At 64.2% G+C, this 26,579-nt stretch carries 26 protein-coding genes and 2 tRNA genes; 18 read left to right on the top strand and 10 right to left on the bottom strand.

Annotated features, from left to right (window positions below; translation table 11 throughout):
* The 4 genes from BGI01S_RS02035 to BGI01S_RS02020 all read right to left on the bottom strand — a co-directional run bounded on the left by BGI01S_RS02035 (position 1) and on the right by BGI01S_RS02020 (position 4,346).
* Complete coding sequence (locus tag BGI01S_RS02035; RefSeq protein WP_042321649.1) at positions 1 to 2,358, bottom strand: RelA/SpoT family protein; 2,358 nt, start codon at positions 2,356 to 2,358, stop codon at positions 1 to 3.
* A gap of 100 nt (positions 2,359 to 2,458) precedes the next feature.
* Positions 2,459 to 2,662: a DNA-directed RNA polymerase subunit omega gene (gene rpoZ / locus BGI01S_RS02030; RefSeq protein WP_006025620.1), complete on the bottom strand. Its 204-nt coding sequence runs from the start codon at positions 2,660 to 2,662 to the stop codon at positions 2,459 to 2,461.
* A 60-nt stretch (positions 2,663 to 2,722) separates the two neighbouring features.
* Entirely contained in the window at positions 2,723 to 3,406 is a 684-nt protein-coding gene (gene gmk / locus BGI01S_RS02025) for a guanylate kinase (RefSeq protein ID WP_042321643.1), read from the bottom strand.
* 16 nt (positions 3,407 to 3,422) lie between these two features.
* Positions 3,423 to 4,346: a YicC/YloC family endoribonuclease gene (locus BGI01S_RS02020; RefSeq protein ID WP_042321640.1), complete on the bottom strand. Its 924-nt coding sequence runs from the start codon at positions 4,344 to 4,346 to the stop codon at positions 3,423 to 3,425.
* Positions 4,347 to 4,661: 315 nt separating this feature from the next.
* On the opposite strand from BGI01S_RS02020, the gene rph reads away from it, so the two are divergent.
* From rph to BGI01S_RS02000, 4 genes are all read left to right on the top strand, one after another.
* Positions 4,662 to 5,402: a ribonuclease PH gene (rph, locus tag BGI01S_RS02015; protein ID WP_042321637.1), complete on the top strand. Its 741-nt coding sequence runs from the start codon at positions 4,662 to 4,664 to the stop codon at positions 5,400 to 5,402.
* Entirely contained in the window at positions 5,395 to 6,054 is a 660-nt protein-coding gene (gene rdgB, locus BGI01S_RS02010; protein WP_042321634.1) for an RdgB/HAM1 family non-canonical purine NTP pyrophosphatase, read from the top strand. The genes rph and rdgB overlap by 8 nt, the downstream gene beginning before the upstream one ends.
* The gene (gene hemW, locus BGI01S_RS02005; protein ID WP_042321630.1) at positions 6,051 to 7,280 is read left to right on the top strand and encodes a radical SAM family heme chaperone HemW; all 1,230 of its coding nucleotides are present in this window, start codon (positions 6,051 to 6,053) and stop codon (positions 7,278 to 7,280) included. Before rdgB ends, hemW begins: the two co-directional genes overlap by 4 nt.
* Positions 7,281 to 7,335: 55 nt before the next feature.
* A tRNA-Ser gene (locus BGI01S_RS02000) sits at positions 7,336 to 7,425 on the top strand.
* Positions 7,426 to 7,470: 45 nt separating this feature from the next.
* Here BGI01S_RS02000 and BGI01S_RS01995 read toward each other — a convergent pair.
* The 3 genes from BGI01S_RS01995 to BGI01S_RS01985 all read right to left on the bottom strand — a co-directional run bounded on the left by BGI01S_RS01995 (position 7,471) and on the right by BGI01S_RS01985 (position 9,830).
* Positions 7,471 to 7,875, bottom strand: coding sequence for a RidA family protein (locus BGI01S_RS01995; protein WP_042321628.1), 405 nt, complete (start codon positions 7,873 to 7,875; stop codon positions 7,471 to 7,473).
* Positions 7,876 to 8,132: 257 nt separating this feature from the next.
* On the bottom strand, positions 8,133 to 8,363 hold the full coding sequence (locus BGI01S_RS01990) for a hypothetical protein (protein WP_042321625.1): 231 nt from the start codon (positions 8,361 to 8,363) through the stop codon (positions 8,133 to 8,135).
* 246 nt (positions 8,364 to 8,609) lie between these two features.
* Positions 8,610 to 9,830, bottom strand: coding sequence for a Bcr/CflA family multidrug efflux MFS transporter (locus BGI01S_RS01985; protein WP_042321624.1), 1,221 nt, complete (start codon positions 9,828 to 9,830; stop codon positions 8,610 to 8,612).
* 242 nt (positions 9,831 to 10,072) lie between these two features.
* On the opposite strand from BGI01S_RS01985, the gene BGI01S_RS01980 reads away from it, so the two are divergent.
* From BGI01S_RS01980 to BGI01S_RS01945, 8 genes are all read left to right on the top strand, one after another.
* The gene (locus tag BGI01S_RS01980; protein ID WP_042321620.1) at positions 10,073 to 10,714 is read left to right on the top strand and encodes a hypothetical protein; all 642 of its coding nucleotides are present in this window, start codon (positions 10,073 to 10,075) and stop codon (positions 10,712 to 10,714) included.
* 138 nt (positions 10,715 to 10,852) lie between these two features.
* A complete protein-coding gene (hemL, locus tag BGI01S_RS01975) occupies positions 10,853 to 12,136 on the top strand; it encodes a glutamate-1-semialdehyde 2,1-aminomutase (protein ID WP_042321617.1) in 1,284 nt (427 codons plus the stop codon).
* A gap of 129 nt (positions 12,137 to 12,265) precedes the next feature.
* The gene (gene ribD, locus BGI01S_RS01970; protein ID WP_042321615.1) at positions 12,266 to 13,423 is read left to right on the top strand and encodes a bifunctional diaminohydroxyphosphoribosylaminopyrimidine deaminase/5-amino-6-(5-phosphoribosylamino)uracil reductase RibD; all 1,158 of its coding nucleotides are present in this window, start codon (positions 12,266 to 12,268) and stop codon (positions 13,421 to 13,423) included.
* Between the two features lie 15 nt (positions 13,424 to 13,438).
* Positions 13,439 to 14,053: a riboflavin synthase gene (locus tag BGI01S_RS01965; RefSeq protein WP_042321613.1), complete on the top strand. Its 615-nt coding sequence runs from the start codon at positions 13,439 to 13,441 to the stop codon at positions 14,051 to 14,053.
* Positions 14,054 to 14,263: 210 nt separating this feature from the next.
* Complete coding sequence (ribBA, locus tag BGI01S_RS01960) at positions 14,264 to 15,397, top strand: bifunctional 3,4-dihydroxy-2-butanone-4-phosphate synthase/GTP cyclohydrolase II (RefSeq protein ID WP_042321610.1); 1,134 nt, start codon at positions 14,264 to 14,266, stop codon at positions 15,395 to 15,397.
* Between the two features lie 54 nt (positions 15,398 to 15,451).
* Positions 15,452 to 15,958, top strand: coding sequence for a 6,7-dimethyl-8-ribityllumazine synthase (gene ribH, locus BGI01S_RS01955; RefSeq protein WP_042321607.1), 507 nt, complete (start codon positions 15,452 to 15,454; stop codon positions 15,956 to 15,958).
* Positions 15,955 to 16,389: a transcription antitermination factor NusB gene (gene nusB, locus BGI01S_RS01950; RefSeq protein ID WP_042321605.1), complete on the top strand. Its 435-nt coding sequence runs from the start codon at positions 15,955 to 15,957 to the stop codon at positions 16,387 to 16,389. Before ribH ends, nusB begins: the two co-directional genes overlap by 4 nt.
* Before the next feature lie 151 nt (positions 16,390 to 16,540).
* Positions 16,541 to 17,737, top strand: a complete 1,197-nt coding sequence (locus BGI01S_RS01945; RefSeq protein ID WP_042321602.1) for a pyridoxal phosphate-dependent aminotransferase — start codon at positions 16,541 to 16,543, stop codon at positions 17,735 to 17,737.
* Positions 17,738 to 17,941: 204 nt separating this feature from the next.
* On the opposite strand, the gene BGI01S_RS01940 is transcribed toward BGI01S_RS01945, so the two are convergent.
* Entirely contained in the window at positions 17,942 to 19,120 is a 1,179-nt protein-coding gene (locus BGI01S_RS01940) for a lytic transglycosylase domain-containing protein (protein ID WP_042321600.1), read from the bottom strand.
* Positions 19,121 to 19,731: 611 nt separating this feature from the next.
* Here BGI01S_RS01940 and BGI01S_RS01935 point away from each other — a divergent pair.
* Both BGI01S_RS01935 and BGI01S_RS01930 read left to right on the top strand, forming a co-directional pair.
* Entirely contained in the window at positions 19,732 to 21,300 is a 1,569-nt protein-coding gene (locus BGI01S_RS01935; RefSeq protein WP_042321598.1) for a UbiD family decarboxylase, read from the top strand.
* Between the two features lie 49 nt (positions 21,301 to 21,349).
* Complete coding sequence (locus BGI01S_RS01930) at positions 21,350 to 22,027, top strand: LysE family translocator (RefSeq protein WP_042321596.1); 678 nt, start codon at positions 21,350 to 21,352, stop codon at positions 22,025 to 22,027.
* Between the two features lie 56 nt (positions 22,028 to 22,083).
* Here the strand turns inward: BGI01S_RS01930 and BGI01S_RS01925 are convergent, their stop codons facing one another.
* A complete protein-coding gene (locus BGI01S_RS01925; protein WP_042321594.1) occupies positions 22,084 to 23,049 on the bottom strand; it encodes a threo-3-hydroxy-L-aspartate ammonia-lyase in 966 nt (321 codons plus the stop codon).
* 164 nt (positions 23,050 to 23,213) lie between these two features.
* The gene (locus BGI01S_RS01920) at positions 23,214 to 23,516 is read right to left on the bottom strand and encodes a hypothetical protein (protein WP_042321593.1); all 303 of its coding nucleotides are present in this window, start codon (positions 23,514 to 23,516) and stop codon (positions 23,214 to 23,216) included.
* A 774-nt stretch (positions 23,517 to 24,290) separates the two neighbouring features.
* On the opposite strand from BGI01S_RS01920, the gene BGI01S_RS01915 reads away from it, so the two are divergent.
* The 4 genes from BGI01S_RS01915 (at position 24,291) to BGI01S_RS01900 (ending at position 26,537) form a co-directional block, all read left to right on the top strand.
* Positions 24,291 to 25,226, top strand: a complete 936-nt coding sequence (locus BGI01S_RS01915) for a Rossmann-like and DUF2520 domain-containing protein (protein ID WP_042322548.1) — start codon at positions 24,291 to 24,293, stop codon at positions 25,224 to 25,226.
* A 77-nt stretch (positions 25,227 to 25,303) separates the two neighbouring features.
* Positions 25,304 to 25,624 carry an EthD family reductase gene (locus tag BGI01S_RS01910; RefSeq protein WP_042322546.1) on the top strand — a complete coding sequence of 107 codons (321 nt, stop codon included), beginning with the start codon at positions 25,304 to 25,306 and terminating at the stop codon, positions 25,622 to 25,624.
* Positions 25,625 to 25,822: 198 nt separating this feature from the next.
* Entirely contained in the window at positions 25,823 to 26,386 is a 564-nt protein-coding gene (locus BGI01S_RS01905; RefSeq protein WP_042321591.1) for a YggT family protein, read from the top strand.
* Positions 26,387 to 26,463: 77 nt separating this feature from the next.
* Positions 26,464 to 26,537, top strand: a tRNA-Gly gene (locus tag BGI01S_RS01900).
* Positions 26,538 to 26,579 lie beyond the last annotated feature (42 nt).

Here is a 26,579-nt window from a genome sequence, read left to right as displayed (position 1 = left end):
TCAATAATCCGCGCGCTCGCGATCGATTCGCATGCCGCCTTCGTGCCGGTGATGCCCCTCTTCGCTCGGCCGTTCACGCGCAATTCGCATGACGTCCGGGTTCGTACGCACACGGCGCATCACGTTGGCCAGATGGACGCGATCGCTCACCTGGATCACGAAGCGCAGCACCGTGGATTCCTGCGACAAGTCTTCGTCCATCGCGATGTGCACGATGTTCGCATCCGCCGACGTGATATCGGCCGCCACGCGGGCGAACACGCCCTTGGTGTTCTTGACCAGCACCTTCACGGCCACGTCGAACAGACGACCCGGCTGCGGCGCCCACGCGACGTCGATCCAGCGGCCCGGATCGCGCTTGTGAATGCGCTGCGCGACACGGCAGTCGGTCGTGTGGATGGCCATGCCGAGGCCGATGCCGATATAGCCCATGATGTCGTCGCCTGGAATCGGACGGCAGCAGGCGGACAGTTGCACCGACATGCCTTCGGTGCCCGTGATGACCACTGGCGGCGCATGCGGCGCGTTGGACCCTGAGCGCGAACCGTCGTCGTCGGCGTCGCGACCGCTCATCAGCACTTCGATGCGCTTGGCCATGACCGCCGCGACACGCCGGCCGAGACCGATGTCCGCGAAAATTTCCTGACGGTTCTTGTTGCCCGTCCACTGCACGAGCTTTTCCCACGCCTCCGGCGTCACATCCGACAGCGCGAGACCGTAGCCCTTCAGCGCCTGATCGACCAGACGCTCGCCGAGCTGCACCGACTCGTTCAGGCGCATCGTCTTCAGATAGTGGCGGATTGCCGAGCGCGCCTTGCCGCTGCGCACGAAACCGAGCCACGCCGGATTCGGCTTCGAGTACGGCGCCGTGATGACTTCGACGATATCGCCACTCTTCAACTCGGTGCGCAGGGGCAGCAGTTCATTGTTGATCTTCACCGCGACGCATTGGTTGCCCAAGTCGCTGTGGATCGAGTACGCGAAGTCGAGCGCGGTCGCGCCGCGCGGCAGCGCCATGATTTTCGACTTCGGCGTGAACACGTAGACCGCATCCGGGAACAGATCGATCTTCACGTGTTCGAGGAATTCGCTCGAATCGCCCGCTTCGCTCTGAATGTCGAGCAGCGACTTCAGCCACTGGTGCGCGCGTTTCTGCACATCGTTCAGGTCCGCGCTGCCGTTCTTGTACAGCCAGTGCGCGGCGACGCCCGCTTCGGCGATCTCGTGCATCTTGCGCGTGCGCACCTGGAACTCGATCGGCGCGCCGAACGGGCCGACCAGCGTGGTGTGCAGCGACTGATAGCCGTTCACCTTCGGGATTGCGATGTAGTCCTTGAACTTGCCCGGCACGGGCTTGTACAGCGCGTGCAACGCGCCGATACAGGTGTAGCATTCCAGCGCGCTTTCGACCACCACGCGGAAGCCGTACACGTCGAGCACCTGCGAGAACGACAACTGCTTGTCGCGCATCTTCTTGTAGATACTGAAGATGGTTTTCTCGCGGCCGGTGACTTCGGCATCGATCTTCGCGTCGGCGATCGCGCGCTGTACCGACTCCAGAATCTTGCCCACGACTTCGCGCCGGTTGCCGCGCGCCGCCTTGACGGCTTTTTCGAGCGTGGCGTACCGATGCGGATTGAAGTTCGCGAAGCTCAGGTCCTGCAGCTCGCGATAGGTGTTGTTCAGGCCGAGACGGTGAGCGATCGGCGCGTAGATATCGAGCGTTTCGCGCGCCACGCGGCGGCGCTTTTCCGGCGGCACCGCACCGAGCGTACGCATGTTGTGCAGCCGGTCGGCGAGTTTCACCAGAATCACGCGGACGTCGCGCGCCATCGCGAGCAGCATCTTGCGGAAATTCTCCGCTTGCGCCTCTTCGCGATTGCGAAACTCCATCTTGTCCAGCTTCGACAGACCGTCGACCAGTTCCGCGACCTTCGCGCCGAAGCGCTCGGCGAGTTCCGCCTTGGTCACGCCCTGGTCTTCCATCACGTCATGCAACAGCGCCGCCATGATCGACTGGGCGTCGAGATTCCAGCCGGCGCACATTTCCGCGACGGCGACAGGATGCGTGATGTAGGGCTCGCCACTCTGGCGGTACTGGCCGAGGTGGGCTTCGTCGCTGAAATGGAAGGCCGCCTTGATGTCCTTGATCTCTTCCGGCTGCAGATAGCCGGACAACAAGGACGTCAGTTTGGCGATGGAGACGACATCATGCCGGCGCGGTTGCTCCGGCGTGGCGGTCGGCCCGAACAGATGGCGGAACGACTGTTCGAGGACCGCGTCGATGTACTTGCGTGCAGACGAGGGCGAGTCGGCGTCGTGGTCCACTTCCGTGGCGGTGGGCGGGGTAGCACTCATGGTCGCCTCCGTAGCGGGTTAGGGTTGGACGCCGGTCTGTACGTTAATGATGCAACTGGGTGTAGCAAATACGTGGCAATCGAAAACAGAACACTGCGCCTTAAACCGGCACCTTCTTCAGCATTTCGACGCCGACCTGACCGGCTGCGATTTCGCGCAGCGCGACGACCGTGGGCTTGTCGCGGCTTTCGATCTTCGGCGTGTGGCCTTGAGCGAGCTGACGCGCGCGATAGGTTGCGGCAAGCGCGAGTTCGAAACGGTTCGGGATCTGTTTGAGGCAGTCTTCGACGGTAATGCGGGCCATGTTGGGTTCCTTCTCAGTATGTTGCTTATTCTACCTTATGTGCTCGGCACAACGCCGCGCTCAAGCGTGCGGCAGATGAATGCCGAGCTGCACGAAAAGCTGCGTGTGACGCGCGTACTGCGATGCGAAGCGTGAACGCGTCGCGGCGACGAGACATTGCAACTCACTCAACGCGCGCTCGAACTTCTCGTTGATCACCACATACTCCGCTTCGGCCGCGTGCGCCATCTCGCTGCCGGCTGCCAGCAGACGGCGCGTGATCACGTTCGGCTCATCCTGGCCGCGCTTTTTCAGACGCTCTTCAAGCGCTTCGAGCGACGGCGGCAGAATGAAAATTTCGACCGCGTTGTGAAACTGCTTCTTCACCTGCTGCGCACCCTGCCAGTCGATTTCGAGCAGCACGTCATGGCCGCTTTTCATCTGCTCCTCGATCCACACGCGCGAAGTGCCGTAGTAATTGCCGTGCACTTCCGCGCTTTCCAGAAACTCGCCTTCATCGTGACGTCGCATGAAGTCGTCGACGGTGGTGAAGTGATAGTGCTCGCCGTCCTGCTCCTTCGGACGCGGCGGGCGCGTCGTGTACGAGATCGACAGACGGATCGCGTCGTCGCTGGCGAGCAGCGCGTTCACGAGCGTCGACTTGCCCGCGCCCGAAGGCGCGACGACCATGAACAGGTTGCCGGGATAAGCGCCGGCGTACGGGTTGCGCGGTGCGCCGCTTTCGCGTGGGTGATGATCGGTCATGTTGGTGTGTCCAGCTTTATTCCAGATTCTGAACTTGCTCGCGCATCTGTTCGATGAGCAGCTTCAGCGTCATCGACGAATCCGCGAGTTCCTTCGCCGCCGCTTTCGAGCCGAGCGTGTTCGCTTCGCGGTTCAGCTCCTGCATCATGAAGTCGAGGCGCTTGCCGACCTTGCCGCCCTTCTCGATCACGTGACGCGTTTCGTTCAGGTGAGCCGTGAGGCGCGACAGTTCTTCGGCGATGTCGATACGGATGCCGTACATCGTCACTTCCTGGCGAATCCGTTCGTTGATCTCCTCACGCGAGACGATCGTCGCCGCCGTATCCGGCGCGGCAATGCCGAGCGCTTCCTGCAAACGTTCGACGATCTTCTGCTGATGCTTCGTGATCAGCTCCGGCACGAGCGGCGTGATCTTCGTGACGATCGCTTCCATTTCGGTGACGTTGGCGAGCAGCATCGTCGCGAGTTGCGCGCCTTCGCGAGCGCGCACGTCGATCAGATCGGTAATCGCCTGCTTGCCGCACGCGAGCACCGCGTCGCGGAGCACTTCCTGCGCCACGCCGCTTTCGGCGAGCACGCCCGGCCAGCGCAGAATCTCGCCGGTGCGCAGGCGCTCGGCTTCAGGGAACGTCGCGAGCACCGTGCGTTCGAGCAGCGCGAGCTGCGTGAGCGCGTCGCGATTGATCGCGCCCGCGTTGGCCGACTGTTCGCTGCGTTGCAGGTTGATACGGATATCCACTTTGCCGCGCGACAGCTTATGCATCAGCATTTCGCGCAGCGTCGGTTCGCAGACGCGCACGTCTTCGGGCATGCGGAAGTTCAGATCGAGAAAGCGCGAGTTCACCGTGCGCAATTCGACCGACACGCTCACGCCGCCTGTACCCGAGGCCGCGACGAGTTCGCGCGTGGCGCTCGCATAGCCAGTCATGCTGTAGATCATCGTATTTCTCGCGATTGCGGCCGGGCGTCGAAACGCCGGCCTGAGAGGCAAATCGCCCGGCGTGTACGAGACGCGGGGCGGGGAACCGGCATTATCCCATTTTTGGCGGCGAGCCCCGCCGCGAGCGAGCGTGCATGCGGGCGAACGCGCGGTTGCCCGGCATCGCCGATGCGTCGTTCAACACGGACCGCCAGCTTGCGCTAACGCCTGCCGCGAGTCACCGCCGCTCATCGGCGACGCGCGCGGCTGACTGCCCTACCCGTTCGGCTGTAAAATCGCGCTTTCCCTCCGCATTTCTTCCTGACCGATCCCAACATGACCAACGACACCCAACGCCCCAGCGGCCGCCAGGCCAATCAGCTGCGCGACGTGCGCATCACGCGCCATTACACGAAGCACGCGGAGGGTTCGGTGCTGGTCGAATTCGGCGACACGAAAGTGATCTGCACGGCGAGCATCGCCGAGAGCGTGCCGTCGTTTCTGCGCGATCGCGGCCAGGGCTGGCTCACGGCCGAGTACGGCATGCTGCCGCGCGCCACGCACACGCGCAGCGACCGTGAAGCGGCGCGCGGCAAGCAGACCGGACGCACCCAGGAAATCCAGCGGCTGATCGGCCGCGCGCTGCGCTCGGTGTTCGATCTCGAGAAGCTCGGCGCGCGCACCCTGCATATCGATTGCGACGTGATCCAGGCGGACGGCGGCACGCGCACCGCCAGCATCACCGGCGCGTTCGTGGCCGCCCACGACGCGGTGGCGAAACTGCTAGCCACCGGCCGCATCGAAAGCTCGCCGATCACCGATTACGTCGCGGCAATCTCGGTCGGCGTGTACGACGGACTGCCGGTGCTCGACCTCGATTACGACGAAGACTCGCAGTGCGATACCGACATGAACGTGGTGATGACGGGCGCGGGCGGCTTCGTCGAAATTCAGGGCACCGCCGAGGGCGTGCCTTTCTCGCGCGACGAAATGAACGCGCTGCTGGATCTGGCGAGCGACGGCATCAACACACTAATCGCGAAACAGAAGGCAGCGCTGGAGCAAAAGAGTGAATGAGGTTCGTGAAGACGGCGGCGCGAATACGGCAAGCGCGCCGTTGAACACGCCGCTGAAGAAAGTCGTGCTCGCGTCGAACAACGCGGGCAAGCTGCGCGAGTTCGCGGCGCTGCTCGGCGCGGCCGGCATCAAACTGATTGCGCAAGGCGAGTTGAACGTGCCGGAAGCGGAAGAGCCGCATCCGACCTTCGTCGAAAACGCGCTGACGAAGGCCCGCCATGCGGCGAAGCTCACCGGCCTGCCCGCCCTCGCCGACGACTCGGGTCTGTGCGTGCGCGCGTTGCGCGGTGCACCCGGCGTGTACTCGGCGCGCTATGCGCAACTCGCCGGCGGCGAGAAGAGCGACGCGGCGAATAACGCGCGTCTCGTCGAAGCGTTGCAGGGCGAAAGCGATCGGCGTGGCTACTACTACTGCGTGCTGGCGCTGGTGCGTCACGCGGACGATCCCGAACCGCTGATCGCCGAAGGCCGCTGGCATGGCGAGATTCTCGACGCGCCGCGCGGCGCGCATGGCTTCGGCTACGACCCGTACTTCTTCCTGCCAGCGCTGAATGCGAGCGCCGCGGAACTGGAACCCGCGGTGAAGAACGCCAGCAGTCATCGCGCGATCGCGTTGCGGCAACTGCTCGCGCGGCTGACGGAGGAAGCGTGATTCCGATCAAGCCCGCGCCTGCCGAGATCGGCAACGGCGTCATCAAGGCGTTCACGTCGCCGGGCAGCATTCGCCTCACGTCGCTGCCGCCGCTGGCGTTGTACGTGCACTTTCCGTGGTGCGTGCGCAAGTGTCCGTATTGCGATTTCAACTCGCACGAGTGGAAAGGCGATGCGTTCCCGGAGAACGAATATCTCGACGCGTTGCGCGCCGATCTCGAGTTGGCGCTGCCGCTGATCTGGGGCCGCCAGGTGCATACGGTGTTCATCGGCGGCGGCACGCCGAGCCTGTTGTCGGCGGCGGGGCTCGATCGCATGCTGTCGGACATTCGCGCGCTGCTGCCGCTCGACGCCGACGCGGAGATCACGCTCGAAGCCAACCCCGGCACATTCGAGGCGGACAAGTTCGCGCAGTTTCGCGCGAGCGGCGTGAACCGGCTGTCGGTGGGCATCCAGAGTTTCAATGAAGCGCATCTGAAAGCGCTCGGCCGGATTCACGATGCGGTGCAAGCGCGCCACGCGGTCGAAGTCGCCGCGACCACGTTCGACAACTTCAACCTCGATCTGATGTTCGCGTTGCCGGGCCAGACGCTCGCCGAATGCCAGACCGATATCGACACGGCGTTGTCGTTCGCGCCGCCGCACCTGTCGCTGTATCACCTGACGCTCGAACCGAACACGCTGTTTGCGAAATTCCCGCCCGCATTGCCCGACGACGATGCGTCCGCCGACATGCAGGACTGGATTCACGAGCGCACGACGGCCGCCGGCTACCAGCGCTACGAGGTGTCCGCGTATGCGCAGCCGCATCGGCAGAGCCGGCACAATCTGAACTACTGGCGCTTCGGCGACTATCTCGGCATCGGCGCGGGCGCGCATACGAAGCTGTCGTTTCCGAATCGCGTGCTGCGCCAGGTGCGCTACAAGCATCCGACCACCTTCATCGAGCAGGCGTTGGCCGGCACAGCAGTACAGGAAGAGCACGAAGTCGGGCCGCGCGATCTGCCGTTCGAGTTCATGCTGAACGCGCTGCGACTGGTGGAAGGCTTTCCGGTGCATCGGTTCATCGAACGCACGGGACTGTCGATGACGTCGATCGAACCAGCGTTGCAGGAAGCCGAAAAGCGCAAACTGATTACGCGCGACCATGAGAAGATTGCGCCGACACCGCTCGGCCAGGCGTTCCTGAACGATCTGCAAGCGCTATTTCTGAAAGATTCGCAGTGATTGCCGTTCGACCGAGCCCCGCAGCGAGGTTTTTTCAGGTTACAATTTCGGGCTTGGAGGTGTGGCCGAGCGGTTTAAGGCACCGGTCTTGAAAACCGGCGAAGGAGCAATCTTTCCGTGAGTTCGAATCTCACCGCCTCCGCCAGATCATCATTGAAAACGGGCCTCTCGGCCCGTTTTTCATTGGTGGCTAAAGCAGCGCAGTCGCCTCGACCTCAATCTTGAACCCATAGTGCAGTTGCGGAACCGGCACGACGGCACGCGCCGGCCGTGCTTCGCCTGCCCAACGCGCGTAGAGCTGATTGAAGCTCATCCAGTGTTCGACATCGACGATGTAGACACGCACCTGCACGAGTTGCGCGATGCTGCTGCCGGCGCTTTCGAGCGCGGCTTGCACGTTCGCCAGAACCTGTTCTGCCTGCGCTTCGAACGACGCATCGGCTAACTTCTCGCCCTGCGCGTTGATCGGCAATTGCCCGGAGACGAACACGAAGCCGTTCGCAATCGCGACATGACTGTAGTGACCGCCTGGCTTCGCAAGCGTGGCGGGATTGTCCGTCTGCGGCAGACGTGGATCGTGCTGGCTGGCAGCCATGAATTCACTCCGGTGGTGACGAAGCCTCGACGGCGCACGGGTGCCAGCATGATGACATCGCGTTGCACGCGCGCGGCATCACATGAACACCTTCACTCGCGAGCGCGATGAAGCGTCACGTAAGATAGACGCGGTCATAGCGAATGAAAGCGCGTTGCCGCGAACAACGCGCGAGGACACTGCGAGACAAGTCGAAACGCCCTCGCCTCGCCCGCGCGCCTTCAACCAGCAAGCCCGCCCGATCACCGCCGCATCCGTCACACGCTAAGCGCTTCCAGCTTTTCGCGCGCATCGGCGCAACGACAATTCAGGTCGCGATGCATCAACTGACTGTCGAGCAGCGCCGACACATCGGTCAACCCGTAATCAAAGCGCAAGACGTATTCGATGTCCGTGTAATCGTGATAGGCGCCGCTGTCAGCCAGCTTCTGCGCTTCGGCGAAAGCCGCATGTTGCCGCTCGCCGTTCATCAAGTCTCTGATCGCCATGATTGCCGCTCCGAGGAACAGTGACTCCATCATAGCAATGCAATTTGAAACGCAAGGTCGCGCGCACGCAACACCTGGTGTTTTCCGTAGACGCGCCGTACTACTCGCGACGAACGGCTATGTCATGCCGGTGATGCAGCGTTTACTTCGGGCCGCGCTTGCCCGGCCGTCACACGTGCCTCGCTCAAACACCAGACACACGCCAGGCACACGCGAGGCACACGCGAGGCAAACGTCAAACAACCATCAGGCGGCAGCGGCGGGGACCTTCGTCCCATGCCACCGGATGACCAGCATCCGCCCGACATAGCACAGCGAACCCGCGATGCCCACCACGATGCCCATGCCTCGGGGCGACCCGTCCTGCCACAGCCCGACCGCGAGACTCGACAACGCGCCGAGCGCCAGCTGCACCGCGCCGAACACGGCGGCCGCGGCGCCGGCGTTCACCGGATAGCGATGCATCAGATCGGTCGTGCAATTGGCGGACAGCACGCCGACCACGCCGACCACGAAGAACAGGCCGAACACGATCGACCACAAGCCACCCCAACCGGTCAACGACACGAGCGACACGAACAGCGACGCCACGAAGCTCACGGTTGCCGCGGCGGAAATGATCGGCAGCGAGCCGAGGCGGCCCACGAGACGCGTGTTCAGGTAGTTGCCGAACATGATGCCGACGATGTTCAACGCGAACAGAAAGCCGTAGTGTTGCGCCGACACATGGAAATACTCGATATACACGAACGGCGTCGCCGTGATGTACGCGAACATCGATGCGAACGCCATGCCGCCGCACAGCATGTGCCCCCACGCAACCGGATCGCGCAGCAGCTTGCCGTAAGCGCCGAACGATTTCAGCAACGCCGACTGCGCACGCTTCTCGCGCGGCCACGTCTCCGGCACCTTGAAGAAGGCGGTCACCGCGCACACCGTGCCGAACAGCGTCAGCACGACGAACACCACGCGCCAGCCGCCGAGCAGCAGCAACTGTCCGCCGATCAACGGTGCGAGCAATGGACCGATCGACGTGACGATCGCGAGCATCGACAGCACGCGGGCCGCATCCGTCGGCCCGTGCGCATCGCGCGCAATCGCGCGCGCGAGCACCGACGCCGCGCCCGCCCCGAGCGCCTGCACGAAGCGGAACGTTACGAGCGAGCCGATCGAGAACGACAGCGCGCACGCCACGCTCGCCAATGCATACATGATGATGCCGCCGAGCAGCACCGGCCGGCGCCCATACGTATCCGACAGCGGGCCATACAGCAGCATGCCGATCGAGAAGCCGAACATGAAGCTCGTGAGCGTCGCCTGTGCGGCGCCGGTGCTGATCGCGAAGGCCTGTGCGATGGTCGGCAGGCTGGGCAGATACATATCGATCGAGATCGGCCCGCATGCGGCAAGCGCACCGAGCAACAGAATCAGCCGGCCATCGGGCCGGCTTCTGGCAACGTGAGACATGGGAATCCGGAAGGAGCGCCGCGCCGTTATCGGCAGCGGAACGGTAGAACGGGACAGCAACGTGTTGGCCTCGATTGTACGCGACGAGCTCAGGCTCGCGAGCGCGCCAGACCACGCCCGGTCCGCTCGCGTGCATGAGCGGCAAGCGCACCGTCGATCGGTTAAGCTGCCGCCTGACCACTCGGGCAGCCCACGCCGGCAGACGCGCCGCCCTTCTCCATTCATTCCGTGTCGAGCCCGCGATGACCGCCTTCCTGCTGATCTGGAGCCCCAAGAAATGGCCGTGGCCCGAGTTGCCCGACATTGCGAAGCGCGTCGCCGCCGGCGTCGCGGTCAGCGATGTGTGGGGCTGCGGATTCGCGCGCAGCATCCTGCCGGGCGACCGCGTGTTCCTGCATCGCGTCGCTCAGGAACCGAAGGGGATTTTCGGCTCCGGCTACGTGACGCGCGCGCCGTACGAAGTCCCCGACCCGGCGACGAAACGCGGCTACCGGCTGTGCATCGACTTCGTGTATGACTGGCTCGTCGACGCGCACGAAGCACCGGTGATTCCGCGCGAGATGTTGCGCACGTTTCCGTTCTCCGTGCAGACATGGGATGCGCAGAGTTCGGGCACCGCGATCAAGCCGATTGCCGAAGGCGCGCTCGAAAAGCGCTGGGCCGAGCTCACCGGCAAACGCAGGCCGCCGAAGCTCGACACGCCTGCGGGCCCGACGCGCTCGAGCAAAGTCACGGCGCACGTGGCGGCGGCGGCAAAAAGCGCGGCGGCGAGCCCGCCGGCCGCCAGACCAAAGACGGCCAGCAGACAGACGACCACGCCGGCGACAGGATCAGCACCGAAGAAGATGACGACGAAACGGACGAAACGCACGCGCGAGGGTTGAGCACAAGGCCACGCCGTAAGGGACAACTGCAAAGCCCGTTCACGCTGACTCCGGTACAATTTCTCCACCTATCCCAGCATCGCGCGAATCGCCCACGGGCCGCCTGCGCCGCTGCGCAACTCCATTCCGGCTATCGCCATGTCCAAAAACGAAATCCTCTTCGAACGCGCGCAACGCACCATTCCCGGCGGGGTCAACTCGCCGGTGCGCGCCTTCCGCTCCGTCGGCGGCACGCCGCGCTTCATCGAACGCGCGCAAGGCCCGTACTTCTGGGACGCGGATGGTCAACGCTACATCGACTACATCGGCTCGTGGGGCCCGATGATCCTCGGCCACGTTCATCCGGAAGTGCTCGAGGCTGTGCAGCGCGTATTGGCCAACGGCTTTTCGTTCGGCGCGCCCACCGAGTCGGAAGTGGAAATCGCCGAAGAAATCTGCAAGCTCGTGCCATCGATCGAGCAGGTTCGCATGGTGTCGAGCGGCACCGAAGCGACCATGAGCGCGCTGCGTCTCGCGCGCGGCTTCACGAACCGCAGCCGCATCGTCAAGTTCGAAGGCTGCTATCACGGTCACGCGGACAGCCTGCTCGTCAAGGCGGGCTCGGGCCTGCTGACTTTCGGCAATCCGACCTCGGCGGGCGTGCCGGCGGATATCGCGAAGCACACCACGGTTCTCGAATACAACAACGTCGCCGAACTCGAAGAAGCGTTCAAGGCGTTCGGCAACGAGATCGCGTCGGTGATCGTCGAGCCGGTCGCGGGCAACATGAACCTCGTGCGCGCTACGCCGGAATTCCTGCAGGCGTTGCGGCGCCTGTGCACCGAGTACGGCTCGGTGCTGATTTTCGACGAAGTGATGTGCGGCTTCCGCGTGGCGCTCGGCGGCGCGCAAGCGGTCTACGGCATCACGCCGGATCTCACGTGTCTCGGCAAGGTGATCGGCGGCGGCATGCCGGCGGCGGCCTTCGGCGGACGACGCGACATCATGGCTCACCTCGCACCGCTCGGCGGCGTCTATCAGGCGGGCACGCTGTCGGGCAATCCGATCGCGGTCGCCGCCGGTCTGAAGACGCTGCAACTGATTCAGGCGCCCGGCTTCTACGACACGCTCTCTGCACGCACCACGCGTCTCGCGCAGGGACTCGCGCAGGTCGCCCGCAAAGCCAAGGTGCCGTTCTCGGCCGATTCGCTCGGCGGCATGTTCGGCCTCTACTTCACCGGGTCGATCCCGACCAGCTTCGCCGAAGTCACTAAGAGCGACGTGCCGCGTTTCAACGCATTCTTTCACAAGATGCTCGATGCGGGTGTGTACTTCGCGCCGTCCGCATATGAGGCGGGCTTCGTGTCGATCGTTCACGACGACGCGATCATCGACGCCACGATCGACGCGGCGCGCGGCGCGTTCGCCTCGCTCGCGGCCTGAGGCCCGCGCGGCTTCGAAGCGGCGGAAGCCATAAAGGCAGCAGGAACAGCAGAAGCCGCGCGAAGCCGCAAAAAACGACACCCCAACCGAAGCTCATACAGCCTAGCCACCGTACCCGACCGGACCCCGATGTTTTCGCAAACCGACTTCGTCCATATGGAACGCGCACTCGCGTTAGCGCGGCGCGGCATGTACACCACCGATCCGAATCCGCGCGTGGGTTGCGTGCTCGTCAAGAATGGCGAGGTGATCGGCGAAGGCTTCACGCAACCGGCCGGCCAGGATCACGCGGAGATTCGCGCGTTGAAGGACGCGCGTTCGCGCGGCCATGATCTGCGCGGCGCTACCGCCTACGTGACGCTCGAACCGTGCAGCCATTTCGGCCGCACGCCGCCGTGCGCGAACGCGCTGATCGAAGCGCAGGTCGCGCGCGTGGTCGCGGCAATGGAGGATCCGAACCCGCAGGTGTCCGGGCGAGGTCTCGCGATGCTGCGCGACGCCGGCATCGAAGTGCGTTGCGGACTGCTCGCAAACGAAGCGCATGAGCTGAACATTGGCTTCGTGTCGCGCATGACGCGCGGCCGCCCGTGGGTGCGCATGAAAGTGGCGGCTTCGCTGGATGGCCGCACCGGCCTGCCGTCGGGCGTCAGTCAGTGGATCACGGGCGAAGCGGCGCGCGCCGACGGTCATGCGTGGCGCGCCCGTGCGTCGGCAATCCTGACCGGCATCGGCACCGTGAAGGAAGACAACCCGCGCATGACGGTGCGCGCCGTCGACACGCCGCGCCAGCCGCAGCGCGTATTGATCGACAGCCAGCTCGACGTGCCGCCGGACGCGCAGATTCTGGCCGGCGCACCGACGCTGATCTTCTGCGGCAATCTCGATGAACGTCACACCGAGCGCGCCGCCGCGCTACGCGATCGCGGCGCCGAAATCGTCCAGTTGGCGAACGCGGCCGGCAAGGTCGATCTGCCGGCCATGCTGAACGTGCTCGGCGAGCGCCACGTGAACGAACTGCACGTAGAAGCAGGCTACAAGCTGAACGGCTCGCTGCTGCGCGAAGGCTGCGTGGACGAACTGCTGGTGTATCTCGCACCGAGCCTGCTCGGCGTGGATTCGATGAGCATGTTCAATCTCGGCGCGCCCGCGTCGCTCGACGGCCGTGTCAAACTGAATTTCCACGCGCTCGACCGGATCGGCGACGATCTGCGGATTCTCGCGCGCTTCGCGCCGCAGGCCGCCTCCGAACCCGGGACCGATCCCGCGTCTCCACCCGTTTCGAATTGATCAAGGATTAGCACGATGTTCACAGGAATCGTCGCGGCAGTGGGCCGCATCGAATCAGTCAAGCCGCTCGGTACGGACGGCGACGCGGGCGTGCGCCTGAATGTCGGAGCAGGCGGGCTCGACCTCGGCGACGTGCAGTTGGGCGACAGCATCACGATCCAGGGCGCCTGCATGACCGTCGTCGCGAAGACTGCGCATTCGTTCGAAGTCGACGTATCGCGCGAAAGCCTGAACTGCACGGCGGGCTTGGGCGAAGTCGGCGAAGTCAATCTGGAGAAGGCGCTGCGCGCGCACGATCGGCTCGGCGGTCACATCGTCTCCGGTCACGTGGACGGCCTCGGCACGGTCACGCATTTCGCGCCGGTCGGCGAATCGCACGAACTGCGCGTGCTCGCGCCGCGCGAGATCGGCCGCTATCTGGCGTACAAAGGCTCCATCACTGTCAACGGCGTGAGTCTGACCGTCAACTCGGTTAAAGATCGCGACGACGGTTGCGAATTCTCGATCAACCTGATTCCGCACACGGTCGAAGTGACCGCGCTCAAGCGTCTGCGCGAAGGCACGCAGGTGAATCTGGAAATCGATCTGATCGCGCGCTACGTCGAGCGCATGCTGAACGCGCCGAAATAACAGGCCGAGGCCGGGTTTCTGGCCCGGCCACGCATGGACTGGCGGCGGCGCCCCGCCGCCTTCAGCCGGTTCATGCGTGCATCGTTTGAACGAGCATAGCAACGGCGGATAGCTCGTCGCCAGTCGGCCAAACGGCCTATGCCATCCGGCGGAGGCGACTTGGACTCGCGCGTGGCGTAAAATACGCGCTTTCCCGAAAATCTCGCCAACATGACGCTCGCCTCCACTCCAGAGATCATCGCCGAACTCAAAGCCGGTCGGATGGTGATCCTCGTCGACGAAGAAGACCGCGAAAACGAGGGCGACCTCGTGATCGCCGCCGAGTTCGTCACGCCGGAAGCGATCAATTTCATGGCCCGCTACGGCCGTGGCCTGATCTGCCTGACGCTGACGCAGGAACGCTGCAAGCTGCTGAACCTGCCGTTGATGACCTACCGCAACGGCACGCAGTACGGCACGGCGTTCACGGTCAGTATCGAAGCGGCCGAAGGCGTGACCACCGGCATTTCGGCAGCCGACCGCGCCCGCACGATCGCCGCGGCGGTCGCACCGGACGCCAAGGCCGATCACATCGTGCAGCCGGGTCACATTTTCCCGATCATGGCCCAGCCCGGCGGTGTGCTGGTGCGCGCCGGCCATACCGAGGCGGGTTGCGACTTCACCGCGCTGGCAGGCCTCACGCCGGCGGCGGTGATCTGCGAGGTCATCAAGGACGACGGCACGATGGCACGCCTGCCCGACCTGATGGAGTTCGCCAAAGAGCACGATCTGAAAATCGGCACGATCGCGGATCTGATCCACTACCGCAGCCGCACCGAGTCGATCGTCGAGCGCATTTGCGAACGCACCATGCAGACGGCGCACGGCGCGTTCCGCGCGGTCATGTATCTCGACCAGCCGAGCGGCCAGCCGCATATCGCACTCGTGCGCGGCACGCCGAGCCCGGACGAGGACACGCTGGTGCGCGTGCACGAGCCGCTGTCGGTGCTGGATCTGCTGGAAGTCGGCGAATCTACGCACTCGTGGACGCTCGACGCGGCAATGAAAGAGATCGCCGAACGCGACCTCGGCGTCGTCGTGCTGCTGAATTGCGGCGACTCGAAAGATCATCTGATCGACGTGTTCAAGGCGTTCGACTCAAAGGAAAAAACCAACGCGCTCAAGCGCCGGCCGGTCGATTTCAAGACGTACGGCATCGGCGCGCAGATTTTGCGCGAACTCGGTGTCGGCAAGATGCAGGTGCTGTCGAACCCGCGCAAGCTGGGCAGCATGTCGGGTTACGGTCTCGAAGTCACGGGCTTCGTACCGATGCCGGGCAGCGCCGCGCAGGCCCCGCAAGGCTGATCCGACCATTCACGCGCCTAGCTTGGCGTCCACTCAAAACACTACGGAATTCACATGGAAATCGGACAATACCAACCGAATCTCGACGGCGACGGACTGCGCATCGGCATCGTCCAGGCGCGCTTTAACGAACCCGTCTGCAACGGCCTCGCGGACTCCTGCATCGAAGAACTCGAACGCCTCGGCGTGACCGGCGAAGACGTGCTGCTCGTCACCGTGCCGGGCGCTCTGGAAATCCCGCTGGCGCTGCAAAAGCTCGCGGAAAGCGCGCAATTCGACGCGCTGATCGCGCTCGGCGCGGTGATTCGCGGCGAGACCTATCACTTCGAACTGGTGTCGAACGAAAGCGGCGCGGGCATCACGCGCATCGGTCTGGACTTCGGCATTCCGGTTGCGAACGCCGTGCTGACCACCGAAAACGACGAACAGGCCGTTGCGCGCATGACCGAGAAGGGTCGTGACGCGGCGCGCGTGGCCGTTGAAATGGCGAACCTCGCCGTCGCGCTCGAACAACTCGGCGGCGACGACGATGAAGAAGACGAAGAAGAGGAAGAGGCATGAAGAGCGCACGCCGACGCTCCCGCGAGCTGGCCACGCAGGGGCTTTATCAGTGGCTGCTGTCGGGTTCGCCCGCCAGTGAAATCGACGCACAACTGCGCGGCGCGCAAGGCTTCGACAAGGCCGACCATGAGCATCTGGACGCGCTCCTGCGCGGCGTGATCCGCGATTCGGACGAGCTCTCCGCCGCCATCGCGCCGTGCCTCGACCGTCCGATCGAACAACTCTCGCCGGTCGAACGCGCGGTGTTGCTGGTCGCCGCGTTCGAACTGAAGAATCACGTCGATATTCCCTATCGCGTGGTGATCAACGAAGCGGTCGAACTTGCCAAGACGTTCGGCGGCGCGGACGGCTACAAGTACGTGAACGGCGTGCTGGACAAGCTGTCGGCGCAACTGCGCGCGGACGAAATCGAGGCGGCTCGCAAGCGCTGAGCACCATACGCATGACGCTGGCCGCACCCGTGCGTGTCGCCTCCGCTCCGCTTCGCGCGGCGATGCCGTATCGCTTGCAGGGACGCCGTCCCGCGCCCGACCAAGGCGTCGGACGCCGTCCCGCTTTTGCTTCTGAACTGGATTTGATCGTATGAACTCCGTGACCGAACCCTTGGTGCGGCTTGCTGCGCGCGTGGACGCCATCCAGCCTTTCTATGTGATGGAGCTGGCCAAGGAGGCCGCGCTCCTCGAGCGCGACGGACGCGACATCATTCACATGGGAATCGGCGAGCCCGATTTCACCGCGCCCGAGCCGGTCATCGAAGCCGCGGCCAGCGCACTGCGCCGCGGCGTCACGCAATACACCAACGCACTCGGCCTGCACGCGCTGCGCGAAGCGATTTCGGCGCACTACGCCGAGGTCTACGGAGTCAGCGTGGATCCGGCGCGGATCGTCGTCACCGCAGGCGCTTCCGCCGCGTTGCTGCTGGCCTGCGCGGCGCTGGTCGATCGCGACGACGAAGTGTTGATGCCCGATCCCTGCTATCCGTGCAATCGCCATTTCGTGATCGCTGCCGAAGGCAAGCCGGTGATGGTGCCGAGCGGCCCGGCCGAACGCTTCCAGTTGACCGCCGCCGATGTCGAGCGCCTGTGGAACGAGCGCACCCGCGGCGTGCTGCTCGCGTCGCCGTCGAACCCGACCGGCACGTCGATCGAGCCGGCTGAACTCGAACGAATCGTCAAGTCGGTACGGGCGCGTGGCGGGTTCACAATCGTCGACGAGATCTACCAGGGCTTGAGCTACGACGCGAAGCCGGTGTCGGCGCTCTCGTTCGGCGACGACGTGATCACCGTCAACAGCTTCTCGAAGTACTTCAACATGACCGGCTGGCGGCTGGGCTGGCTGGTGGTGCCGCCCGGCATGGTCGGCGCGTTCGAAAAACTCGCGCAGAACCTGTTCATCTGCGCGTCGGCGCTCGCGCAGCACGCGGCGCTCGCCTGCTTCGAGCCGGAAACGATCGCCATCTACGAAGCGCGTCGTCTGGAGTTCAAGCGTCGTCGTGACTTCATCGCGCCGGCGCTGGAATCGCTGGGCTTTTCGGTGCCGGTCATGCCCGACGGCGCGTTCTACGTGTATGCGGATTGCCGCACCGTCGCGCATCCGGCCGCCGGCGACAGCGCGGCGCTCACCAGATCGATGTTGCATGACGCGGGCGTCGTGCTGGTGCCCGGCATGGATTTCGGCACGCACGCGCCGAAGGAGTACATCCGCTTGTCGTACGCAACGGCCTATCCGAAGCTGGAAGAAGCCGTCGAGCGGCTCGCGAAGCTGTTCGGGCGGCATTGACGCCCACCGGCATGGGATGAAGCGGTGGGGCGCGGATCGCCGCCGCGCGACTCGGCCCGAGACGCCCTGCCGTTAGGCGCCGGCCGCCGGCCCATCACTGCCGTATTTACCCCTAAGACGCAAAAAAGGACACCGTTTGGTGTCCTTTTTCATAACCGCCGTATCTAGCAGTGCGTCAAATCGCCGGTCTGATGCACTTCAACCTCAAGCACCCAGTTCCGAAGCCGATGCCACATGCTTCGTCTCGGCATCGTCCTGGTCGGCGGCCGGCGCCTTGACCGGCGTTGCTGCGCTCAACTGATGACCACCCTGAAGCGTCACCTGCACGCGCTTGCCATTGCTGGCAGCGGCCGTGCTGCCGGTCGAGGCGGTCAACACCGGCGCCTGCGGCGCGTTGATCGGCACCTTGCGGCCGCGCGCCACGTCACGCAGACGGCCACGCTCGGCCATCACCTTGGCGCCGTAGCCGCCGTCGTCCTGCGAGGTCGAGCCGACATAAAGACGCAAGCCGCCCGGCAGCGAGCCGCCGCGAGCAATGCAGTCCTTCAGCACCAGCGCGCCCACCTTGATGTTCGCGACCGGTTCGAGCGCCGCGCTTTCGCCGCCGAAATACTGGAACTTGTCCGAATGCACCTTGGACATCACCTGCATCAGGCCCTGCGCGCCCACGCCGCTTTCGGCGTACGGGTTGAAGCCCGATTCGATCGCCATCACGGACAGCAACAGAAGCGGATCGAGGCCGACTTCGCGGCCGGTGTCGAACGCGGCCTTCACGAGCTCGCTGACGGGCTCCTGAGCGACGCGATAACGCCGCGCCAGGTACGACGAGACCAGATCCTGCTCACGGCTCGAAATAAGCACGCGATCGTCGCGCGCGTCGGCCGACACGCGCTGTGCCGGAATCATGCGCGCCAGCGCGCTGACGCTTTGCATGGTGCGCGGGTCGAGCCCATTCAGCGCCGCGATGCCCATACCGGCCGAGCCGGAGCCGTCGAAAGCGCCGTCGAAGCTGGTATTGCTCACGGTGACGCTCGCGCCGTCGTTATTTGCACCGCTCGCGGTGTCGGGGCCGTTGGCCGGGTTGGACGACAAAGTCTCGTCGGAAGTCGCGCCCATATTGCCGGGCGGCCCGAAGGACGGCAGCGGATTGCCCTGCAGCAGACGCGCAGGACCCGCTTGCACCGCGGCGGAAATAACCGGCATCAGCCGCGCGGCGAGGGTACCGCGCAAGGCCGGCATCAGCCACAGTGCAACTGTCAGCACGACAGCGATACCGCCGACGATGCTGAACAGGTGATGACTCATTCGCGTCCCGCGACGCAGCACACCACGCACAACCTGCGCGATACGCTCATCGGGACGCCACGATAACCAGGCGTTCATTCAGATCTCCCATGTTGCATGATCCGCGAACCCGCCCGATGAAGATGGCGGTACGACCCGTTCGCAGAGTCACGACATCGCGTGCTCTGTCTGGTTAGGGCAGCAGCGATGTCGGGAAAACGGCATAGACCGTTTGTGGGGAGCCATCTTGAAAAAATGACCCGCGCCATGCCAAGAAAAGCAGGCGGGCGTTGGCTCCCACGCGAAAAACCAGCGTCAGTCGGCGCTGGCGAGAACTTCAATAAGCCGTCAAATACCGTGCAAGGGGGTCGGTAAAACGGTGACGCGTTGCGTCTGATGGGACCGGGGGCAGTGGTAAAAAGGTTCACGCCCTGCAACCAATGTGGACGGATTCTATGCAGGGTTTTATAGATCGTCAACACTATAGAATGGAAAATGTATAACTATTTGTAATAATGAACAGTGTTCAGTTCGTCGAGAACCGCGCGGCATGCGCCTTTTCAGCGACCTGAGCTCGGCCGTTCCGGCTAAGCCATTTGGTCGATCTACGTGCGCTAGCCAACGCAGGTAAAATCGACAATTGTTCTCGCGCCGTGCAACTCGCCGCGCCCTTCCCTTTTCGCCGCCGACGCGGCCCTGAACCGCACCAGATGAAATACAAAGACCTGCGCGACTTCGTCAGCCGTCTCGAAACGATCGGCGAACTGCGCCGCATCCCGCAATACGTCTCGCCCAACCTGGAAATGACCGAAGTGTGCGACCGCGTGCTGCGCGCCGGCGGCCCCGCGTTGATGTTCGAGAGCAAAGAGCAGCATGCGTTCCCGGTACTCGGCAATCTGTTCGGCACGCCGCGCCGCGTGGCGCTCGGTATGGGGATCGACGCGCATGCAGGCGCCGGCGACGGCGCGGCATTGGAGTCGCTGCGCGACGTCGGCCGACTGCTCTCCGCGCAGAAGGAACCGGAGCCGCCCAAGGGGCTCAAGGACGCGGGCAAACTGTTTTCGCTGGCCAAGGCGGTGTGGGACATGGCGCCGAAGACGGTCAGCGCGCCGCCCTGCCAGGAAATCGTCTGGGAAGGCAACGACGTCGATCTCGGCAAACTGCCGATCCAGACCTGCTGGCCAGGCGACGCCGGCCCGCTGATCACCTGGGGCCTGACCGTTACGAAAGGTCCGAACAAGAGCCGGCAGAATCTGGGCATCTACCGCCAGCAACTGATCGGCCGGAACAAGCTGATCATGCGCTGGCTCGCGCATCGCGGCGGCGCGCTCGATTTCCGCGAATTCGCGCTGCAGAATCCCGGCAAGCCATATCCGGTGGCCGTGGTGCTGGGCGCCGATCCGGCGACGATCCTCGGCGCGGTCACGCCGGTGCCCGACACGCTGTCCGAATATCAGTTCGCAGGCTTGCTGCGCGGCGGCCGCACGGAGCTGGCGAAGTGCATCACGCCGGGCGTCGACGGTTTGCAGGTGCCCGCACGCGCCGAGATCGTGCTGGAGGGCTTCATCTACCCGCAGGAGGGCACGCCCTCGCCCGTTCCGGCAGGCGCGCCGCCACGGCCCGCCAAGGGCGCGTCGGCGGCGTACGAGCATGCGCTCGAAGGCCCGTACGGCGATCACACCGGCTACTACAACGAACAGGAGTGGTTCCCGGTCTTCACGGTCGAGCGCATCACAATGCGGCGCGACGCGATCTATCACTCCACCTACACCGGCAAGCCGCCCGACGAACCGGCCGTGCTGGGCGTCGCGTTGAACGAGGTATTCGTGCCGCTGCTGCAGAAGCAGTTCACCGAGATCACCGACTTCTATCTACCGCCCGAAGGCTGCAGCTACCGCATGGCCATCGTGCAGATGAAGAAAAGCTACCCCGGCCACGCCAAGCGCGTGATGTTCGGCGTGTGGAGCTTCCTGAGGCAGTTCATGTATACGAAGTTCATCGTCGTGGTCGACGAGGACGTCAATATCCGCGACTGGAAGGAAGTGATCTGGGCGATCACCACGCGCATCGATCCGGCGCGCGACACGGTGCTGGTGGACCGCACGCCGATCGACTATCTGGATTTCGCGTCGCCCGTGGCGGGTCTCGGCTCGAAAATGGGACTCGACGCGACCAACAAGTGGCCTGGCGAAACCGATCGCGAATGGGGTCAGCCGATCGTGATGGACGACGCGGTCAAACAGCGTATCGATACCTTGTGGAACGAACTGGGCCTGTAAGGCGCCGTACGACAAAACCAATAACAATGCAGATGGAGTAGTTGCACGGATGCACGCCTTTTCAATGATGTCGGACGGGTTTTTCCTGTCGTTGTCGCTGTGCCTGGATATCGGTCTGGTGAACGTCGCGATGATTTCGTTGACGCTGTCGCACGGTTTCAAGCCGGGGTTCTGGCTCGGCCTCGGCTCCTGCATCGGCGATCTGATTTATGCGGCGCTCGCGCTCGCCGGCATGGCCGCGCTGCTGCAATTCGAGTCGGTGCGCTGGGTGGTGTGGATCGGCGGCGCGGCGATCCTGCTGTTCCTCACGTGGAAGATGGCGCGCGAGGCGATGTTCCCGGCGACGGCGCCGGCCGTCGCAGGCGAAGGCGATGCGAATGCGCCGCATCTGTCGCCGTGGCGGGGCTTTTTGCGCGGCGTGCTGCTGGCCGTGTCGTCGCCGTCGGCGATTCTCTGGTTCGCGGCCGTCGGCGGCGCGTTGATCGCGAAAGCCGGCGCCACCAGCCCGAAGACAGCGCTAATCTTCCTTGGCGGCTTCTTTCTCGGCGGCCTGTGCTGGACGATCTTCATCTGCGGCCTCGGCAGTCACGGCCGCAAACGCGCTGGCGCCGGTCTGCTGCGCGCCTGCCACGTGCTGTCCGCGCTGCTGTTCGCGTATTTCTCGTACAGCGTGATCGTCAACGGGTATCACGATCTGATCGTGCAAACCGCGCACGTGGCAAGCTGACGGAAAAACGGCCCGCGTGGCGAGCCGTCTGCTTCGATCACATTCCCGCCTGACGCTCAGGCGAGATATTGCGCGAGCTTCGCCAGATCGACGTTGCCGCCACTCACCACCACGCCGACCCGCTGGCCCTTCACCGGCACGATGCCGTTGAGCACCGCCGCCGCGGCAAGGCAACCCGTCGGTTCGACGACCACCTTCATGCGTTGCGCGAAAAAGCGCATCGTCTCGATCAACTGCGCGTCGCTGACCGTTTCGATCCGCGCGACGAGTTTGCGGATGATCGCGAACGTGTAGTCGCCGAGATGCGTGGATGCAGCGCCGTCCGCGATGGTGCGCGGCGTGTCGATATGCACGATCTCGCCGCGCGCGAGCGACTGCTGGCCGTCGTTGCCCGCTTCCGGCTCGACGCCGATCACCGTGCACGCCGGGCTCAACGCCGCCGCCGACAACGCGCTGCCGCCCAGCAACCCGCCGCCGCCGAGGCACACGACCAGCGTGTCGAGCGGGCCGGTTTCGTCGATGAGTTCCTTCACCGCGGTGCCCTGCCCGGCAATCACATGCGGATGGTCGTACGGCGGAATCAGCGTCATGCCGCGTTCCTCGGCGAGCCGCCGGCCGATCTCCTCGCGGTTTTCCGTATAACGGTCGTAGGTGATCACTTCGCCGCCATAGCCCTTGGTCGCCGCGACTTTGGCGGCGGGGGCGTCGTGCGGCATGATGATCGTCGCGCGGATGCCGGCGAGGCGCGCCGAAAGCGCGATCGCCTGCGCGTGATTGCCCGACGAATACGTCAGCACGCCCGCGTTACGCTGTTCCGCGTCGAAGTGGGAAATCGCGTTATAGGCGCCGCGAAACTTGAACGCGCCCATGCGTTGAAAATTTTCACACTTGAAGAACACCGACGCGCCCGTGCGCTCGTTGAACGTGCTCGACGTCAGGACGGGGGTGCGGTGGGCGACGCCTTCAAGACGCGCTGCGGCGTCGACTACGTCGTCGAAAGTGGGAGCGGGAAGCGCTTGCATCGGCGAAATTCTCCTGAGCGGTGGCGAAACAGCCATTCTCCCAGCTTCGCAGATGCTTTGGAACGTCGGCCCTGTCTGCTCGGGCGCACAAACAAAAACGGCGTAACCCGGCGATCAAGCCGGCGTTACGCCGTGGACGTGGCCGCAAAAGCGGCCTGCCGCGCTTAGCGGCGATAGTACCCGTGGCCGTGGCCGTAATAACCGTGGTAATAGCCGTGGCGGTAGTACGGACGGCCATAGCCGCTATAGTAGCCACCCACGACGACCGGGGACGGTGCATACACGACCGGCGGCGCATACACAGGCGGCGGCGGCGCGTAATACACCGGCGGCGGCGCGGCGTAGACCGGATAGGCCGGCGCGACCGGAACGCCAATCCCGATACCGACGGAAACGTGCGCCTCAGCGGCCCCGGCAACTCCGAGGCCGAGTCCTGCGGCGACAACGAACGGAACTATCTTTTTCACTTTGTTCTCCTAGCGCGGCCTTACCCAGGTCGCCGACTTCGCATGCCTTGCATGCTATTGGAACAATGTATCGAAAAAGACCGCGCGCATCTGTTCGCATTTGTTGCAAATTGCAATTCGCGGCAATACGTCATCATTTGCGCAGCCGCGCCCAACAACGCTGCGGAGGCGTCACGGGCTGAAAGACATGGGATTGAGAGGTGTCGGGTACGCGTGAAACGCCCGCGATGCAAAGCCGGCATTTTTGAGTTCGCATTGCAGTAATCTTTGATTACAAATTAGCGTCAATCCTGACCGCCCGCATAAGCGACCAATAAAAAATGCCCGGCGAATCGCGCCGGGCATCTCTCAGCAGTGCAGTAAACGCCGCTTCAGCCGACTTTCACGTAGGCGAATTCGCGGGACACGCTCGGCGGGACATACGCGCCGCTAATGCGCACCCGCGGCGTAAGACGCTTTTTCTGATCCCACCAGCGACGCCGCTGCGCATGCGTCAGGAACCGCAAGTGCTTTCGGTAAGAAAAAATGCTCATTGTGAACCTCCCGAATCTGCGAAACGAAGTACCCCAGAAACAGCCACTGGCAAACCGGCGCATGAAGAATTGTGAGCAGTTTTCGAACCTGCGAGCAGCGCGCTACCGGATGACCGGCCTCGCGCGCCATATCGCGGGCAAACTGATCGACGAGAAAGCCGGTGCCAGATCACGTCGCTGGCAACCGGATGCGCGATACTTCTGCTTTCCCGTTCAAATGTTCCGTCTGGAGCAGGCAACCATGTCCCAGTCCCCTCTGCCGCGCCTCGGCTTTATCGGTGCGGGCCGGCTTGCGCGTTGTCTCGCGCTGAGCTTTTCACGCGCCGGCTATCCGGTCACGGCGGTGGCGAGCCGCTCGGCGACCTCGGCCGGCCAGCTCGCCAGTCAAATCGAGCATTGCGCGGCATTTGACGATCCCCAACAGGCCGTCGACGCCGCCGATATCGTGTTTTTAACCGTTCCCGACGACAGCATCGGTACGTCAGCGCACACACTGCGCTTCGGCCGTGACGCCGCCGGCCGGCCCGGCAAGGCGCTGGTGCACTGCAGCGGCGCGTCGCCGGTCGAACTGCTGGCGCCGGCCCGCGACCAGGGGGCGTCGATCGGCGGCTTTCATCCACTGTACCTCTTTAGTGGGGAACTCGCCGACCTCGACCGGATTGCCGGTTGCTCGGTGACGATCGAGGCCGACGGCGCGCTGAAGGACACGCTGACGGCACTCGCGCTGGCGCTGCGCTGCCATCCGCTATCGATTCCGGCGGGCGGCCGCATGCTGTACCACGCCGCTGCGCACTACGCGGCCAGCTTTGCGCTGTGCAGCCTCGCCGAATGCGTCGCGCTGTGGCGCACGCTCGGTTTCGCCGAGGACGACGCGCTGCGCGCGCTGCTGCCGATGCTCGCCGGCACGATCGAAACCGCACGCGACAAGGGTCTGCCGAACGCGCTCGCCGGTCCGGTATCGCGCGGCGACACCGGCGTCGTCGAGAAGCAGTTGGCGCTGCTGGAAGGCCTTGGCGGCGACCATGCCGCGCTGTACGGTTTGCTGTCGCGGCGCGCGGTCGGCCTCGCCGAGCGCCGCGCGAGCCCGCCCGCCGCCATCGGCGCAATCTCGGAAGCCGTGGAAGATTCGCTGAACCGGTCGCTGAATCAGGCGGCGGCAGGTGCAAGCGTCAAGTAAGGCGTGATAATGTGACGTCCGGCGCCGCGCACAATCCGCTCGCGCCGCGCTTCGGGATCAACAGACGAGAACGCACAATGATCAAGGTCAGCATCCTCTATCCGTATCGGGAAAACGGCCACTTCGACGTGGACTATTACTGCGTCACTCACATGCCGCTGGCGGCAAAGCTGTTCGGGCCGTCGCTCAAGGGCTGGTCGGTCGACGTCGGGGTCAACGCCGGGCCGCCCGGAACGCCGCCGCCCTACGTGGCCGCGGGTCATTTCCTGTTCGATAGCGCGGACGACTTCTATAAAGTTTTCAAGCCGGCTTCCGACAAACTGTTGGCCGACATTCCCAACTACACCGACGGCGGCAACGGCACGATTCTGATCAGCGAGATCAAGATTTCCGTGTGATGCCGAGCAGACGACGGTGAGACGGCGGCGTGCAATCATGATGAGCGTCCGAGCCGGATCGAAACTTCGCCGCTGCACCACCGCCTTACCGCGCGAAACGCGCATGCAAGCCCAATGAACCGCCGGCGCGCACCGATCGGTCCACGCCGGCACTCCGCGGCCGATCGACGGCCGCCATCCGAAGCATAAGGACACGAGATGTTTGGCGATATCGCCCGTTTTCTGCTCAATACCCTCTTCACGCTGTTCGGCGCGGCGTTGCTGCTGCGCGCCTGGCTGCAGGTCGTGCGCATGCCGCCCTACAACCCAGTGACGAACGCCGTGCTGCAAGCCACCAACTGGATCGTGCTGCCGCTGCGTCGCATTTTGCCGAGTACGCGCAGCATCGATTGGGCGAGTCTCGTCGCCGCGCTGCTCGCGGCGATCGTCTATGTGGTGCTGATGGTGGTCCTCACCGGCGCCGACCCGCTGACGCTGGTGCCGACGCTGTTGATCGTCGCCGTGTTGACCGTCATCAAGTGGGCGCTGAATCTGATCATCTGGCTGACGATCCTGATGGCGCTGCTGTCGTGGCTCAATCCGCGCTCGCCGGCCATGCCGATCCTGTATCAGCTGACCGCGCCGTTTTTGAATCCGCTGCGCCGCGTGATTCCGCAACTGGGCGGGATCGACCTTTCGCCGATCCTGCTGTTCGTGATCGTGCAGGTTCTGCTGATGGTGGTCACGCGCGCGGCCGTTCAACTGACCTACTTCGTGATCTGAAGACGCGCGACGCGTGAAGAGGAATGCGCGGTGCGATTTGCGCTGGACGCCCTTTCCCGAGTAGAATTGTGCGCTCTGCGGGCGTCGTATAATGGTAATACCCTAGCTTCCCAAGCTAGAGCCGTGGGTTCGATTCCCATCGCCCGCTCCACTTCCCGCTAAGCCTTCAGCAAAAATACAGCATGAGCCGCCT

The sequence above is a fragment of the Paraburkholderia ginsengisoli NBRC 100965 genome (assembly GCF_000739735.1).
GTDB lineage: Bacteria > Pseudomonadota > Gammaproteobacteria > Burkholderiales > Burkholderiaceae > Paraburkholderia > Paraburkholderia ginsengisoli.
This window is presented reverse-complemented; position numbering and strand designations above follow the sequence as displayed.